This window comes from Sinobaca sp. TMA16-18, assembly GCF_059510535.1.
The window spans coordinates 44,186-60,264 of sequence record NZ_JCAKFM010000006.1 but is presented as its reverse complement, the minus strand read 5'-3'; the positions used below and the strand labels follow the sequence as shown (position 1 = coordinate 60,264).

The 16,079-nt window shown below is 46.4% G+C and carries 13 protein-coding genes and 1 pseudogene; 6 read left to right on the top strand and 8 right to left on the bottom strand.

Translation table 11 applies throughout. The features are described from left to right. Window positions 1–107: 107 nt before the first annotated feature. The 3 genes from AC5W14_RS11935 to AC5W14_RS11925 form a co-directional block, all read right to left on the bottom strand. Entirely contained in the window at window positions 108–1,178 is a 1,071-nt protein-coding gene (locus tag AC5W14_RS11935; protein WP_496057578.1) for an ABC transporter ATP-binding protein, read from the bottom strand. Continuing rightward, on the bottom strand, window positions 1,175–2,848 hold the full coding sequence (locus AC5W14_RS11930; protein ID WP_496194516.1) for an ABC transporter permease: 1,674 nt from the start codon (window positions 2,846–2,848) through the stop codon (window positions 1,175–1,177). The genes AC5W14_RS11935 and AC5W14_RS11930 overlap by 4 nt, the downstream gene beginning before the upstream one ends. A 117-nt stretch (window positions 2,849–2,965) precedes the next feature. Next, a complete protein-coding gene (locus tag AC5W14_RS11925; protein ID WP_496057576.1) occupies window positions 2,966–3,988 on the bottom strand; it encodes an ABC transporter substrate-binding protein in 1,023 nt (340 codons plus the stop codon). A 385-nt stretch (window positions 3,989–4,373) separates the two neighbouring features. On the opposite strand from AC5W14_RS11925, the pseudogene AC5W14_RS11920 reads away from it, so the two are divergent. Beyond that, window positions 4,374–4,481, top strand: a pseudogene (locus tag AC5W14_RS11920) (YkvA family protein); the annotation flags it as partial. Window positions 4,482–4,602: 121 nt separating this feature from the next. On the opposite strand, the gene AC5W14_RS11915 reads toward AC5W14_RS11920, so the two are convergent. The 4 genes from AC5W14_RS11915 to AC5W14_RS11900 all read right to left on the bottom strand — a co-directional run bounded on the left by AC5W14_RS11915 (window position 4,603) and on the right by AC5W14_RS11900 (window position 8,814). After that, on the bottom strand, window positions 4,603–5,400 hold the full coding sequence (locus AC5W14_RS11915; RefSeq protein ID WP_496194515.1) for a sugar phosphate isomerase/epimerase family protein: 798 nt from the start codon (window positions 5,398–5,400) through the stop codon (window positions 4,603–4,605). A 107-nt stretch (window positions 5,401–5,507) separates the two neighbouring features. Further along, a complete protein-coding gene (gene kynU, locus AC5W14_RS11910; RefSeq protein ID WP_496194514.1) occupies window positions 5,508–6,779 on the bottom strand; it encodes a kynureninase in 1,272 nt (423 codons plus the stop codon). Between the two features lie 101 nt (window positions 6,780–6,880). Further along, window positions 6,881–7,780 carry an LCP family glycopolymer transferase gene (locus AC5W14_RS11905; protein WP_496194513.1) on the bottom strand — a complete coding sequence of 300 codons (900 nt, stop codon included), beginning with the start codon at window positions 7,778–7,780 and terminating at the stop codon, window positions 6,881–6,883. Between the two features lie 95 nt (window positions 7,781–7,875). Then, window positions 7,876–8,814 (bottom strand): LCP family glycopolymer transferase, encoded by a 939-nt coding sequence (locus AC5W14_RS11900; RefSeq protein WP_496194512.1) that lies wholly within the window; start codon window positions 8,812–8,814, stop codon window positions 7,876–7,878. 259 nt (window positions 8,815–9,073) lie between these two features. On the opposite strand from AC5W14_RS11900, the gene AC5W14_RS11895 reads away from it, so the two are divergent. Next, entirely contained in the window at window positions 9,074–10,402 is a 1,329-nt protein-coding gene (locus AC5W14_RS11895; RefSeq protein ID WP_496194511.1) for a 6-phospho-beta-glucosidase, read from the top strand. 188 nt (window positions 10,403–10,590) lie between these two features. Continuing rightward, complete coding sequence (locus AC5W14_RS11890) at window positions 10,591–11,574, top strand: aldo/keto reductase (protein WP_496057570.1); 984 nt, start codon at window positions 10,591–10,593, stop codon at window positions 11,572–11,574. 90 nt (window positions 11,575–11,664) lie between these two features. On the opposite strand, the gene AC5W14_RS11885 is transcribed toward AC5W14_RS11890, so the two are convergent. Continuing rightward, window positions 11,665–11,934 carry a hypothetical protein gene (locus AC5W14_RS11885; RefSeq protein WP_496194510.1) on the bottom strand — a complete coding sequence of 90 codons (270 nt, stop codon included), beginning with the start codon at window positions 11,932–11,934 and terminating at the stop codon, window positions 11,665–11,667. A gap of 226 nt (window positions 11,935–12,160) precedes the next feature. Here AC5W14_RS11885 and AC5W14_RS11880 point away from each other — a divergent pair, with 226 nt between their 5' ends. From AC5W14_RS11880 to AC5W14_RS11870, 3 genes are all read left to right on the top strand, one after another. Further along, a complete protein-coding gene (locus AC5W14_RS11880) occupies window positions 12,161–13,462 on the top strand; it encodes an L-lactate MFS transporter (RefSeq protein ID WP_496057568.1) in 1,302 nt (433 codons plus the stop codon). Between the two features lie 146 nt (window positions 13,463–13,608). Then, window positions 13,609–15,219: a DcuS/MalK family sensor histidine kinase gene (gene dcuS, locus AC5W14_RS11875; RefSeq protein WP_496057567.1), complete on the top strand. Its 1,611-nt coding sequence runs from the start codon at window positions 13,609–13,611 to the stop codon at window positions 15,217–15,219. Beyond that, window positions 15,216–15,932 carry a response regulator gene (locus AC5W14_RS11870; RefSeq protein WP_496194509.1) on the top strand — a complete coding sequence of 239 codons (717 nt, stop codon included), beginning with the start codon at window positions 15,216–15,218 and terminating at the stop codon, window positions 15,930–15,932. Before dcuS ends, AC5W14_RS11870 begins: the two co-directional genes overlap by 4 nt. Window positions 15,933–16,079 lie beyond the last annotated feature (147 nt).

Here is a 16,079-nt window from a genome sequence, read left to right as displayed (position 1 = left end):
TTCACCGGACGCCGCTTCGTTTGTTTCTGCAAGACGGTACAGATGAAAAATACGGCAAAAAGTCTTCCTCTGTTAAGGAAGACTCTGGATTAATATATATGTTCTTATTAGGCCTGCATAAGACTGGCCCCTTTTATAGAAGGTTCTTTTAGTTGGAGCGTAACGTTGTCACCGGGGGAAAGGCTTTGAAGCATATCAGCATGAACGATAAGGTCTGTTTCCTGAACGGTAACCGTACAGCGGATATAAGTCCCTTGAAACTGCACGTTTTTTATGACCCCCTGCAGGGCGCTCTCATTAGGTTCTGTTGATAAAAGAAGTTCATCAGGGCGGGCAGGAAAAATAGATTTTTTTTGAAAAAGCGGAGCGGTTTTTGGCTTTTCCCAAAAAGTGCCGTGCTGATTAAAAGGGTGAAACGTGGAGTGATTCCAGGTCCCGGGTATAATATTCGCTTTACTGACAAACGTAGCAGCAAAAGCAGTGGCTGGATAATAGTAAACCCCTCTTGGCGTGCCCACCTGTTCAATCCGCCCATCTTTCATAACGACGATACGGTCAGCCATAGCAAGAGCTTCTTCCTGATCGTGCGTAACATAAACAATAGTCGCACCAGAGTGTTGATGAATGCGCTGGATTTCCTGGCGCATTGTACTGCGGAGCTCTGCATCGAGACTGCTTAAGGGCTCATCCATTAATAGCAGGGAAGGGGAAGCGACGATAGCACGGGCCAGAGCGACCCGCTGTTTCTGTCCGCCGGAGAGCTGATGGGGCATACGGTTCGCAAATACCGTCATACCGGTCAGTGCAAGAACTTCTTTGACACGCTCTTGTTTATCGTGTCGACTCATTTTTTTAGAAGAACGATGCTGCAAGGGGAACATGATCTGCTCTTCAACCCGCATATGGGGCCAAAGGGCGAATGATTGAAAGACCATTCCAATGGAACGTTTTTCCGGAGGCAGAGCGTGGGAAGCGTCGGCTGCCATCGTTCCGCCAATCGTTATCTCTCCGGAGGAGGGCCGGTCAAATCCTGCCAGCAGCCGAAGAAGCGTAGACTTTCCACAGCCGGAAGGACCTACAATAGCAACAAATTCTCCTTCTTTTACTTCTAAGCTGATATTTTTTAGTGCATCTAATTCTCCAAAAGATTTGGTGACACTGTGCAGACATGTGCTCATACGGTGATCCCTCTTTTCTCCATCCTTTTTTTAAGCAGCAGCAATCCAACTCCTGCAACAGCCATTCCTCCGACGATAAGGGAGGAAAAAGCCGTGGAATGCGTGGTATATCCAGCCTGCTCAAACTGGAAAATCATAACGCCGATCGTTTCGTTTCCGGAAGACCAAAGCAGGGCGGAAACAGTCAGTTCTGCCAGGGCGGAAAGAAAAACAAGGAAAGCACCGCCTGCAAGGCCGGATACCATAAGAGGCACCATGATTTTTCTCCAGAGAGAAAAGAACCCTGCCCCGCTGCTTCGTGCGGCTTCCTGCATAGGTTGTCCAATCTGCATAAAAGCTGTAGCGCTGGCGCGTCCCTGTAATATCGTAAAGCGGGTAATATAAGCAATAATTAAGATCCATATACTGCCGTATATACCAGGATTCCAGCCGGGCACCGGCTGCATCCAGGTGAAGATCAGCGCGAGGGCAAGAACCGTTCCGGGCAGGGCATACGGAAGAGCAATACTCAGCTCGGCACTTCTGGAGAACACCGAGGGGCGGTACACCCGGAAATAGGCAATAGCCGTGCCAATTATTAGTGCAGCAAAGGTAGTAATCAAAGCTAACGTAAGGCTGTTCGTTAACGCCCCCTGCACCTGGCTGTTTCCTGTCAGTAAAAAGTTATAATGCTGCAAGGTTATCGTATCGAGTCGGAAAGGGGCTCCAAAAGCAGGAGACAGCGAAGCTGCTGCCATAGCAGCTAATGGAATAACGCTGATAATGAATAGAAAAGACCAAATGACAGCTTCGACCGTTTTTCTGTACTTTCCAAAAGTAAAACGGGGAGCTTTGTCTTCATAAGATGTTTCATGATTCTGTGATTTTTTGATCAGCAGCCATTGGAAGAGCGTGCCGGCCAGTGCAGCTGCTCCAAGAAGAGACGCCAGGACAGCAGCACGTGAAAAAGCCTGTGGTCCAAATCCTGCTATTTCCTGATAAATAGCGGTGCTCAGCACAGGAATGTTGGCTGGAATTCCGAGAAAAGCAGGAATTCCAAAGTTGTCGAGACTTGCTAAGAAGGCAAGCAGTCCGCCGCCGGCCAGTCCGGGAAGTGCGAGCGGCCAGTATACGGTACGAAATGTTCTCCACTTCCCTGCACCGGAAACTCTGGCAGCTGCATCGAGTTCTCTTGGAATACGACGCAGGACACTTACGGTGAGCAGGTAAACTAAAGGAAAGTGGGAGATGCTTAATACAAAAATGATGCCTCCCATACTGTACAAATTAACAGGAGAGATATCACCGGGCAGCCGTTCCAGAAAAGCCGCTGCCCAGCCATTACTGCTGAAAAGCTGGGTCCATGCCAGCGTAATAATATAAGAAGGAATGACAAACGGCAGCAGAATAAAGAGGTGCATAGCCGTCTTGCCGCGGACATCACTATAAGCAACAATGATCGCTGCCAACAGTCCTCCTCCGGCGGAAAGTAAGGTGGAAGCCCCAACGATTACTACCGTATTCCAGAGAGTGGTCCAGGTGGAGGACTCCCGCCAGACTTCCTGGTAAACGGAAAAAGTAAACCCTTCTTCTCCTGAAAAGCTGAGTTCAACGAGCCGAAAAAGCGGAAGTACAAAAAAGATAAATATTAATAGAAGAGCCGTGCCGCCAAACAGTCTGCGCTTTGTCAAAACAGATAGGGGAAAAGAGAGGGGTGATGTTCCCCTCTCTTTTCTGAAAACAGTAGAACCGGACATAGGACAGCACCTTTCTTGTCTGAAAATAAAAACTGCTTGTTTTAATACGGTCTACTGCGCTCCTGTTACATCGCTGAAGGTCGATTTGTCTTCTTCCCGGGAGTCGAGCAGTGTACTCACATCTTCAGACATGATCTGCAGGTCATCCATTGTTTTCAGACCTTCCGGAACCTCCACTTCATCACGAAGCGGTGTATATCCCATATCCGCGGCAAGTGTCTGCCCTTCTTCAGAGAGAATAAAGTCAACAAACGTCTGGGAAGCTTCTACGTTATCGGACGCGGCTGTGATGCCGACCGGTTCCGTAATGACCGGGACGCCCTCTTCCGGATAAACAAGCTCAACAGGGGAGCCTTCTGCTTTTGCGTTAGCAGCGATAAAGTCAACGACCATCGCATATGATTTCTCACCGGATGCTACAGATTGAAGAGCACCGCCATTACCCTGAACAATCGTTACGTCGTTATCGGAAAGACCTTCAAAATACTCCCATCCGAGGCTGTCTTCCCGGCTCATTACGCCTGCATTATAGGCAGCAGCCCCGGAGTATAGGGGACTCGGCATAACGGTCTGCCCGTCAGCTTCACCGGCGGCGAGGTCTTTCCAGGAATCAGGCAGGTCATCCACTTCGTTTGTATTAACAGCAAGTATCGTAGCCATTGCTTTAGTGCCAAAATACATATGGTCCGGATCTACGAACTCTTCAGGTAGGTCTGCTGCTTCCGGAGACTCATAGGCTTGAAGGAGCTCCTGTTCTTTCAGGCTTTCAAATGTAACACTGTCCGCAAGAAGGAGAACATCAGCCTCTACGGAACCGGCCTGATCCTCCGCCTGCACTTTACTTACTACTTCCTCTGTTCCGGAACGGTACAGGCTGACATTGATATCGGGATACTCTTCATTAAAGGCTTCAACCAATGCATTAGCATCTTCATCCGGCTGGGAAGTATAAAAAGATATATCTCCTGCCGCCCCGCTATCACCGCTGTCAGCTTCTGAATCGGCACTGCCGCCACAGGCAGCAAGTGTTAAAAGAGCGGCCCCGGCTGTAAATGTAAAAAGAACTTTCTTCATATGTATAACCTCCTCGTTTATATTCATCATAAATGTGGAATATGTAGAGAAGGTTACGTTGATGTAAGGATTCATAAAGTTCACGTAAATATATAAAAATAAAAGAAGGTGCTAGGGGGCTGGATTCATGTTTGATCGATTTAAAGGCAAAAAGGAGAAAGACTTGAATAAAGAAGATTACCAAAAAGGATATAAGAAGTTCGAAGGGGAAGCAGAGGAATACTACGAAGATAAAAAGAAATCAAAAGGGCTTTTGAAAAAAGCAAAAAATAAGGCAGAGGACAAAAAGGAAGAAAGAAATCTGTCCGATGTCTGGGAAGATCTTCAGCTTATGCTGCAGATGTTTCGTGCCTGGATCAAAGGCGACTATAAAGAGCTTGATAAAAAATCCATTATTATGGTGATCGCGGGTATCCTGTATTTTGTGTCCCCGATTGATTTAATACCGGACTTTATTCCGGTTATCGGCTTCTTCGATGACGCAGCGGTTATTGGATTTATCATTAACCGCCTGACCGACGAAGTAGATCACTTCCGCCTGTGGAAACAAAAGCAGAAAAAATAAACAAAAAAGAACGCGGAGACATGTCTCCGCGTTCTTTTTTGTACTGAGACTAAGAGGATACAAAAGAGCGGCGGTGTTCCGGAAGAACGTGCAGGCCTGACTTTTGCAGGTAGTCCAGGTGTTTGTACAGTAAATCGTTGTTTTCAGATTGATCAAGTCCTTCCAGAACAACAGGAAGATTTGTTCTGGACAAAATGCTGAGCATATCCGGAAGGTGAAGTCTTCCTTCCCCGAGCGCGACATGGTATTTATCAAGCGACGTATCGCTGAGGTGTATTTTGTTGACCCGTTCTAATTTTTTTAAATAATCATAAGGGTTAATCGTTAAGGGAACATGAGCGGTATCAAATGTTATTTTCACTTCTTCGGGAAGGAAATGGCTTAAGGCATTCATCTGTTCGGGTTCACAGAACAGTTCCTTTGGCGTTTCCTCCATTTGCTCCAAAGAAAGCGTGCAGCCATGTTCTGCTGCTTTCATGGCAAGCTCTATATAGACGTTCAGGCTGTGATTCATCAGGCCGGGAGTGCTCTGGCGGCCGGGATGGACGGTCACATTGTGCGCGCCCAGCTGCTTAGCCAGAACAAAGGATTTGGAAATCTCACGAACGGACTGTTCCCGGATTCCTTTATTGATTGAATGAATGTTAATATCCCAGCTGCAGGCGTGCAGTGTTAATTCCAGGCCGAGTTCCTGTTTAAGGGAAAGGATATGAGCGGGTGATTCCTGCTGCAGCCAAAACTGTTCTGCCCAGATTTCAACCCCTTCCATACCGAGATAGGAAGCTTCCTGAAGAATGTTCGCGAATGGTTTACCCCACATTAATGAAGATGAAAAATAACATTTCATTCTTTTCCTCCTCCAACTCTAGTCTATCTTTCTAAAGCAATCATACAACGTAAATATCAAGCTGGTATGAAGAGGAGGTAAGGAAATATGAAGAGTTTGTAAAGGTATCAGCTGACGATATCGCGCGTATTGTCATACTGTTTATGTGCTTCTGTGCTCATGATGTTTTCCAATATCGTAATGGTGTGCCAAACGTCTTCGAAAGAAGTATACAGCGCAACTGGAGCCAGGCGGATGCCGTTAGGCATGCGGAAATCCGGGATCACGCCTTCATTTTTCAGAGCTTTGCAGATACCTGCAGCCTGCGGGTGTTCAATAAAAAGATGGGCACCGCGTCGTTTGTGTTCAGACGGGCTGACGATGGAAAAGTTACGGCCGGCCAGCTTTTCTTCTATCAAGCGGCTCATGTAATCTGTCAGCTGAAGAGACTTTTTCCGGATGGCATGAATGCCCGCCTCTTCTGTCACTTCAAGAGAACCAAGCAGCGGAGCCAGGCTTAATACGTGCGGCGTTCCAATCTGGTACGCTCCTGCGTCAAGTGCAGGCGTCATCGTATGCTCCATATCGAACTGCTTTTCTTTAGCGGATCCAAACCATCCGGATAGTCCGGGCATACGGCCGCTGTGTTTTTCATGAACAAATAGGGCACCGACACTTCCCGGTCCGCCGTTTAAGTGCTTATACGTGCACCAAAATGCAAAGTCAGCTCCCCAGTCATGCAGCTGATGAGGCACTGCGCCGGCAGAATGGCTGAGATCCCAGCCGATAATAATATCTTTTTCCCTGGCGGCTGCAGTAATTCTTGACATATCAAGCACCTGACCGCTCCGGTATAGTACTCCCGGCAGAATGACCACGGCTGTTTCGTCGGTCATTGCATCAATAATGTCCTTTTCCTCCAAAGTGAATCCATCCCGGCTCTCTATGAGAATAAGCTCATCTTCCACCGCCAAGCCTTTCTGCTCAATTTGGCTTTGGATCGCGTAAATATCAGAAGGGAAAGTGAGAGAGTCTGCCAGTATTTTTGTTTTCCGGCCTGCCGGTTTATAAAAAGAAGCGAGCAGCTGATGGAGGTTGACAGTTGTTGACCCGGTAGCAATAACTTCGTCTGGAAGTGCACCGACCAGGCCTGCCATCTGCCGGCCCAGCTTTTCGGATAAATAAAACCAGGCATGATCGCCTGAAGTCCATCCGTTAATTCCCCGTGTTTTCCAGCTTTCCATCAGCTTCAGCGTTTTTATTTCCGCTCGTTTAGACATCAGGCCAAGTGAATTGCCGTCCATATACAAGACGCTGGGCTGAAGATAAAATTCATCCCTGAACGAATGCAGAGGGTCCCGGCTATCCATTTTTTTCGCATAGTCGAGGCTTAGATCCATCGAATCTTCCTTTCGGGTGCAAGTTGGTTTCAGTATAGCAGGAAACAGGCAGAGCAACACAAAAAACCCCTCTTTTCCAAGAGGAGAAGAGGGGCTGACAGCTATTCTGCGTTCAAGTGTTCATTTAATTCAGTAGAAATTTCCTGCACGGTTTCATCTGGGATTTCCATATAATATATGCCGTCAATGGTTGCATCTTCTCCACGCATCTGCGTTTCTTCAAGATTGTGGCGTGCAGCTCTGTAGTTGGATTGAACTTGTCTCATTTCTTCAAAAGTGAAGCTTGTTTTCGCGTTATCTCCCAGAATATCAAGGAAATTATCCACTTTAGTGATGTTGGAAATCTGTGCACCTTCGTTAATAACAGCATCAATGACCTGGCGCTGGCGTTCATTGCGTCCGGCATCGCCCTGCGGATCTTCATAGCGCATTCTTACAAAAGCAAGTGCTTCTTCCCCGCTGAGTTGAATTTCTCCTTCAGGAAACGTAAAGCCGCCGTATTCAAAGGATAGTCCGTTATTTACGGTTACACCATCTACCATATCAACTGTGTCGATAAAACTTTCCATATTTACCGTGGCATAGTAATCGATCGGAACATCGAGGAAATTCTCAACGGTATCCATAGCAAGCTCCGCACCGCCGAATGCATAGGCGTGATTAATTTTATCCTGTCCGCGGCCTTCGATCTCCACGCGGCTGTCGCGGGGGATACTGACCATTTTAATCGACTCCAGCTCCGGATTGATCGTCATGACGATCATCGTATCGGAGCGGCCCGTGGTGCTTTCTTCCGAGTCAATCCCCAACAGCAGCAGGGAGATGGGATCTCCATTACTAAGGTCGGGTTCTCCTTCACGCAGTTCGCTTGATCTTCCAATAGGGTCATGCATCTGCTCGGCCGTATCGGCCGTTGATTGAAATAAATAAAAGAGGTAGGCTGCAATGCCAATGACAACAACACCAAATATAACAGCAGTAATAATTAAGAATTTTTTCATACGTTTCTCCTATTCGCTGATTTTTACCTGCTTTATTTCTATCATAATCTTTTAGGCACATTTTTCAATATGTTTCCAGAAATGCAAAGAAAATATTAAAGTTCCAAATGTTCCCGTAATTCATCGGATACCTGGTTTTTCAACTGCTCATCGAGCTCCAGATAGTAGATATCATCGCGCATTATGCCTTCTCCTTCGAGTTCGAGCGTATTAATCTCGTGACGGGCGTCCCTGTAATCAGACTGCAGCTCCCGCATGTCAGCAAAGGTCAAGCTGGTGCGTACGTTATCTTCTACGACAGTCAGATAGTCCTGAATACGTGTGACAGAGGAGATTTGGGCGCCTTCCTGAATAACGGCATCGAGTACCTGCCGCTGACGCTCCGTTCGTCCAAGGTCTCCCTGTGGATCTTCATAGCGCATGCGCACAAACGAAAGAGCTTCTTCTCCATCCAACGTAATTTCGCCTTCCGGATAAGAATGATTATCCTGTTCAAAGGCAAGATTATTGTCAACGGTCACTCCGCCCAGAATATCAACAATATCTTCGAAGCTCTGCATATTTACGGTGGCAAAATGATCCACTGGTACATCGAGCAGTTCTTCGACGCTGTCCATCGCCATTTCGGCGCCGCCGAATGCATACGCATGATTGATCTTATCGTCGGTGCCGCGGCCAACCATTTCAGTCAGCGTATCTCTTGGGATGCTGACCATTTTAATAGATTCTTTTCCGGGATTAACGGTCAGCAGAATCATCGTGTCGGAACGCCCGCTTGTGGATTCATGATCATCAATGCCCATAATAAGAAATGACAGCGGCTGCGGATCCCCCTCACTGTCTTCTGAGGAAGCAGCGTCTCCGGTATCAGTGCTGTCTGCAGACTGCTCTCTGCGCTCGCTTTCCCGTGTTACCGGTTCATGAATATCATCAGCTGTTGTACTCAGCTGATCGTACAAATAAAGAGCATATCCGCCGCCGGCAAGCAGCAGCATCGCGAATATGCTTCCAAAGATAACCATAGGTCTGCTCATATGTAGTAATTACGCTCCAATCTGAAAATATACAATAAAGGCAAGTATAATCTACTTTGTACTTAATGAAAAGATACGGCAAAGGTAAATAAAAGTTTCAATATATGGAAGGAACAGTAATCTGTACCTATATAATATTTCTCATATAACGGTTTCCGGTAGAAAGTGGAAAATAAATGTATATAGATTAAAGCGGTTTCCTATTAAACTATACATAAGAAAAGCGGTTATATTATGGATGATTTCGGGAGGTGTCTATATGAAAAGAGGGTTGAAAATAGCCGTAATTGGCGGGGGGTCAAGCTATACCCCTGAATTGGTGGAAGGGATGATTAAGCGGCACCATGAACTGCCGGTTCGGGAGCTGTGGCTTGTAGATGTACCGGAAGGAGAAAGGAAATTAAATATCGTGGGAGCTCTTGCCAAACGGATGGTAAAAAAAGAGGACATGGCTATGGATATTTATTTGACGCTGGATCGAAGGCAGGCGCTGAGCGGTGCCGATTTTGTTACGACCCAGTTTCGGACAGGGCAGCTGGCTGCCCGCCGGAAAGATGAAGCGATTCCGTTGAAATATAGCGTAATCGGTCAGGAAACCAATGGACCGGGCGGCCTTTTAAAAGGCCTTCGTACGATTCCGGTCGTATTGGAGATTACAAAAGAGATGGAAGAGCTGTGCCCGGACGCCTGGCTTGTCAATTTCACCAATCCTGCCGGAATGATAACAGAAGCAGTTCTGCGCCATTCCAATATAAAAAAAGTGGTCGGCTTGTGTAATGTTCCGATAGGAATGAAAATGGGACTTGCTGAAGTACTTGAAGTAGAACCAGACAGGCTCGATATACAATTTGCCGGCTTAAATCATATGGTGTACGGACTCGATATTTTCCTGGATGGCGTCAGCATAAAAGACGAAGCGCTGGCCGCAGCGGCAGACCCGGATAAGCAGGCGACAATGAAAAATATTGCCGCACTCGGGTGGGAGCCTGATTTTATTAAAGGACTTGGGGTGCTTCCCTGTCCTTACCACCGCTATTATTATAAGACTGATGAAATGCTGGCAGAAGAACTCGAGGCGTCCAGAACGACCGGGACACGGGCGGATGTGGTTAAAGGAGTAGAGTCCGAGCTTTTTGATCTGTATCAAAATGTGGAGCTGGAAACAAAACCAGAGCAGCTTGAAAAACGCGGTGGTGCCTATTACAGTGAAGCCGCCTGCAGCTTAATCAACTCCATCTACAACAACAAACAGGATATTCAGCCGGTAAACACGAAAAACGCCGGAGCCATTTCCGGGATTCCCTACGATTCGGCAGTAGAAGTAAATTGTGTTATTACGAAAGACGGGCCTAAACCAATAGCTGTCGGAGATCTGCCTGCAGCAGTTAATGGACTCGTCCAACAGATAAAATCATTTGAAAGAACGGCAGTGGAAGCGGCCGTAACAGGGGATTACTATACAGCACTGGCTGCGATGACAATTAATCCGCTTGTTCCGTCAGACACGATTGCCAAACGTCTTCTGGATGAAATGCTCGAAGCCCATAAAGAATACCTTCCGGCTTTTTTTCATTCGGAAAAAGCATAAGAAAGCCCTCATAACTGGTGGGGGCTTTTTTGTTGATTATACGTGCTGCCTTTTCAAAAAGAGAGTAGGCGGATAAATAGAAAAGAAGATTAACCTGGTGTAAACCTTCAGCGGCGTGATGTTTATTTTTCATAAGCAACGGTAATGAGGAGAAAAGATTGTTTTATAAAATAAAGGAGGAAACAAAATTGAAACACGATATAAAAGGAAAAATAGGACTAGGTACTGCTCCACTTGGAAACATGTACCGCAAGATCTCTGAAGAAGAAGCGGCTGCCACAATAGAATCGGCCTGGAACCAGGGAATCCGCTATTACGACACCGCTCCGTTCTACGGTGCCGGCCTTTCAGAAAGCCGGTTAGGGGATGCATTAGCTGCGCATAAGCGCGAAGACTACATGCTGAGTACGAAAGTAGGCCGTGTTATCTCTGATGAAACAGAAGAGAAAAGCGGGTTGTTTGAGCTTGGCAATCCAAATAAAATCATTACAGACTTCAGTGAAGATGCCACGCTTCGTTCGATTGAGCAAAGCCTGGAGCGTCTGAAAACCGATAGATTGGACTTTGTGTATGTACACGACGTATCTCCGGATTTTCTCGGTGATGATTGGAAGGAACACTTTGAGACAGCCAAAACGGGTGCATTTAAAGTTTTGACCCAGCTTCGTAAAGAGGGTGTCATTACTTCATGGGGACTTGGCGTTAATACAACAGAGCCTATTGAAATGGCTCTGGAACTTGAAGATACGCTTCCTGATTTATGTCTGCAGGCGACGCAGTATACGCTGCTAAATCATGATGGGGCTCTAGAGCGCCTGATGCCTGCGGCTGAAGAAAAAGAGGTGGGTATTGTAGTTGGAGCGCCTTATAATTCAGGTGCCCTTGTTGGAGGATCCCACTATAATTATCAGCAGATAACGCCCGACATTAAAAAGAAAGTCGAGCAGATGCAGGAAATAGCAAACCATCATAAAGTAGATCTGAAAGCAGCTGCTCTGCAGTTCTCCCTGGCTCATCCGGTAACAAAAGCAGTTATCCCGGGTTCAAGCCGGCCGGATCGTATGGCTGAAGATATTAAAGCAACAAAAGAAGAGATTCCGGCTTCTTTCTGGTCCGACTTAAAGGACCGCGGTCTTGTCTCTGAAAAAGCACCGCTCCCAGCTGGTAAATAAAAAATAGTATCCGGCTGATCATAGGAAAAAGCCGTCCCGTTCAAAACAACGGGACGGCTTTTTTTTGATGGATATCTTTCCTGGTGCTTCTTATCTTGATCTGGCAGCATCGATCAACAGAATACAGCCGGTGATAATATGCATTACCATGCCGACAAAAGGAATAACGGCAATGATAGAAGTGACAATACCAAATATGCTGCCCGTCGTACTGGTCATTTCTCTTCTGGCCAGCAGCAGGGTAATAATGTGAAGAATCAGCATAATGCCCAATGGGCTGTATCCGAATCCCAGAACGATCGAAGCTCCAAGTAAGGGGATTCCCAGCAGAAGCTCAAACGCTCCTGTCAGCCATTTCATCGTGTTAGATAAATCCAATATACTCACCGCCTCTTTTTTCTCTTACATGCAGTGTACTATTTTTTGTATAATGAGAACACTGCAGACACTTGCTTCCTCTGTTATTAAGAGTTTCTTTAAACTAAACGTCTCTTTTGTTAAATAGTTACGTCAAATGTGACAGAAACGTTTCAGTAAGCAGGATTTAGGGAAAGAAAAACTAGTTATCTATTAAGGGGGATGAAAGATGGAAACAAACAAGAATCGATGGCTGATTGCTTTATCAGCAGTAGCTATCCACCTGTCTATCGGATCGGTGTATGCATACAGCGTCTATCAGAATCCACTGAATGACACTGTGGGCTGGGCGATATCCGATGTGAGCCTGGCATTTACAGTAGCTATTTTCTTTTTAGGGATGTCCGCTGCATTTTTAGGATTTTTCGTAGAAAAATATGGCCCGAGAATATCAGGTTTTGTGGCAGCAACTTTATTTGGAATTGGAACCCTGGGAGCCGGCTGGAGTATTCAGCTTGAAAGTCTTCCTATGTTTATTGCTTTTTATGGCGTGATTGGTGGAATCGGATTAGGTATTGGATACATAACTCCTGTTTCAACATTAGTAAAATGGTTTCCGGATAGAAGAGGGCTTGCAACCGGTATGGCCGTCCTTGGTTTTGGTGCCGGTTCGCTTATTACAAGCCCGATAGCCGAGTTTTTAATGGGAGCCGTCAGCATTCCGGGCACCTTTTATATCCTTGGTATTGCCTACATCATTATGATGGTAGCCGGTGCCAGCTATCTGAAAAGACCGCCGGAAGGCTGGAAGCCGGCAGCAATGATTGAAAAAGAGAAACAGCAGAAAGAAGACAGCAAAGACGATACAGAAGAAGAAAAGAAAGAAAAGAAAAAGGCCGAACCTGCGGGAGATTTATCGCAGCTTAAAGCAAATGAAGCGATTAAGACGCTCCGGTTTTACCTCTTGTGGCTGATTATGTTTATTAATATATCAGCTGGTATCATGCTTTTAGCTGTTGCATCGAGCATGACGCAGGAAATAACCGGATCGACAGCCGCCACGGCAGCGACAATAGTAGGTATTATGGGTCTCTTTAATGGCCTGGGCCGGATCGTCTGGGCTTCTGCATCGGACTATCTGGGACGAACGAACGTATTTACTATATTCTTTGCGATACAAGTAGCCGCATTTTTCGTGCTGCCTCTCGTGACGAATGTCGTTTTATTCGCTATCCTGCTTTGTATTATCATTTCTTGTTATGGGGGCGGGTTTGCCTGTCTGCCGGCATATATCGGAGACTTATTCGGTACAAAGCAGCTTGGAGCCATTCATGGTTACCTGCTTACTGCATGGGCGATGGCCGGTATTGCCGGACCAACCATTGTATCTACAGTAGTGGAAGCAACCGATAGTTACGCTATCTCCTTTTATATTGTCAACATCATGCTTATTGTCGCCTTAGTATGTGCGATACTTCTACGCTTTAATGTGAAGAAAGTACGCCGCCAAAGCCAGGCAGAAGCAGCATAATATTCAGATACAGCGCCGGGTCTCTTATGACCCGGTGTTTTTTTTATACGCTTAGAAAGAGGAGTTCAAAACATGAGTTATTTTTCTCAAAGGAAAAATCCCCCGTGGTACAATAGAAGCATTATATTAGCAGAGGTGCGATAGATATGCTGCGTAAACCAAATGAAAGAAGACCCCTTCCGTTAACCACCTGGATTACGTTTCTTGTACTGGCGGTTTTAATATTATCTTTAAGTGTGACAAGTGTCCTGGTGGCAGTAGAAGCTGCCTCTACTACGAGAGAAGACCAGGCAGCGCAGGCTACGAACCTGGCCATTTCTGTATCGCGGTCGCCTCTTACAGTCGAAGCGCTTGTTTCCGGACAGGAAGAACATGCTGACTTGCAGCAGTATACAGTGGATGTACAGGAAGCGGCTGGAGTAGAGTACATAGTAGTAATGGATATGGAGCATATCCGTCTGACGCATCCAAATGAAAGCCGTATTGGAGAGCGGTTTGTGGGCAATGATGAAGATGCTTCCTTTAACGGGGAAACCTACACCTCAATTGCCGAGGGAACGCTTGGAGAATCGATGCGTGCTTTCGTTCCCGTCTGGGATGGAAGTACTCAGGTTGGAGTCGTAAGCGTAGGGATTTTAATGGATAATATTAACAGCGAAGTTCTTTCAAGCCAGCGTGACATTTATATTGGAAGCGGAGCAGGCCTCTTAATAGGCATAGCCGGAGCAGTATGGCTGGCCCGGAGAATAAAAAAGACCATGCACGGCATGGAGCCTGCGGAAATTTCCCAGTTGGTGGAAGAGCGTGAGTCGATGCTTGCATCTGTAAGGGAAGGCATTATTGCGATTGACCAGGACGCCACTATTATCTTAGCCAACCGGGCAGCAGCGACCATGTTTAAAAAAGCAGGCATCTACGGGGAGCCGGTCGGACGTCAGGTCAAAGAATTTCTTCCAAAATCGAGATTACATGAAGTGCTGGAACACGGGCATTCAGAATTTGATGAAGCACAGGATTTAAACGGCATGGACATTGTCGTTAACCGGGTTCCTGTTTATGCAGAGGGCCGGCTGGCAGGTGCTCTGGCAACGTTTCGGGATAAGTCAGAACTTACCGCTGTCATTAAGCAGCTAAGCGGCGCAAAAGCTTACGCGGAAACACTCCGGGCTCAGACACACGAATTTATGAATAAGCTCCATGTGATGTCTGCTATGATTTTTACAGAATCGTATGAAGAATTAAAAGGGTATATTGAACAGATTTCCCATACGTATCAGACAGAAGTAGGCTGGGTTACCAGGTATATCAGCGATCCCGTGATTGCCGGATATTTGATGAACAAGCTGAACTACTTTCAGGAAACCGGCGTGATCGTTTCGATGGAAGGAGATCAGCCATGGCCGCTGCTCGAAGAACCGGAATATCTTGATACGGTTATTACCGTTATCGGAAATCTCACGGACAATGCGTATGAAGCAGTAAAAGGAGTAGAAGAAGGAGAGATCGTTATAGAAATAGACTACCAGAAAGACGTGCTCCATTTTTCTATAGAAGACAATGGTCCGGGAATTGAAGAAGAAGAGCTTGATGATTTATTTGTAAGGGGCTTTTCTACGAAGGGAACCGATAGAGGGTACGGGTTGTATTTGTTAAAAAATGCGCTGGATACTGTAGGGGGCACATTGGATGTTACTTCTGAGCCGGGTCAGGGATCTGTATTTCATGTGACAATACCATTTAAGGAGGCAGCTGTATGATTCAGGTCCTGATTATTGAAGATGACCCGATGGTAGCAAAGTTTAATAGAATCTACACAGAAAAAATACCGGGTTTTCAAGTGGCTGCCGAGGCTTCCGGCATCGAGCAGGGCTGGAAAGCCCTGGAGGAGCATGCCATTGACCTGCTGCTTTTGGATGTATACATGCCGGGGGGGAATGGTATCGACATGCTTGTCAGTCTGAGAAAAAAAGAGGTGCCCGTCGACGTGATTGTGGTTAGTTCCGCCAACGACCGGTCCTCTATTCAGCGGGCTCTCCGTTACGGAGCGTCGGATTACTTAATAAAGCCATTCGACTTTGACCGTTTCAAAACAGCTCTCGTCCGCTACAAAGAAAAAACGGCCTGGATGAAAGAGGCGGCTTCCCTGGAACAGGAAGCACTGGATCATTTCATTATTAATCAGAAAAATAAAAATAAGGACTCCCAGATGCTTCCAAAGGGCTTGACAAAAGTTACTTTTCAGCGAATTATAAAACAGATAGAGAATAAAAGCGGAGACTGGTTTTCCACTGCGGAACTTGCAGAGGATACCGGTATTTCCAGAGTGTCTCTCCGGAAATATCTGCAGTATTTAGAAAGCATGGAGGTGCTGCTTACTGATGCAAGCTATGAGGGGACGGGACGTCCACTCCGCCGGTATAAGGCAAATCCGGATAAAGAATCCTTTTTTAACGACTCGAAGGAAAAGTAAGAATATTTGCGCACTGTTGAAGAAAAGCGGAAGTTCTTCCGGTCAGACAGCAGAATGCAGGCATTCTTTGCAGCCCGTCCAGAATCCGGGAAACAGGACGCCTTCTTCCACTTTTCTTTGTCCAGCTGCGTCCTTTACCTGCTGAGG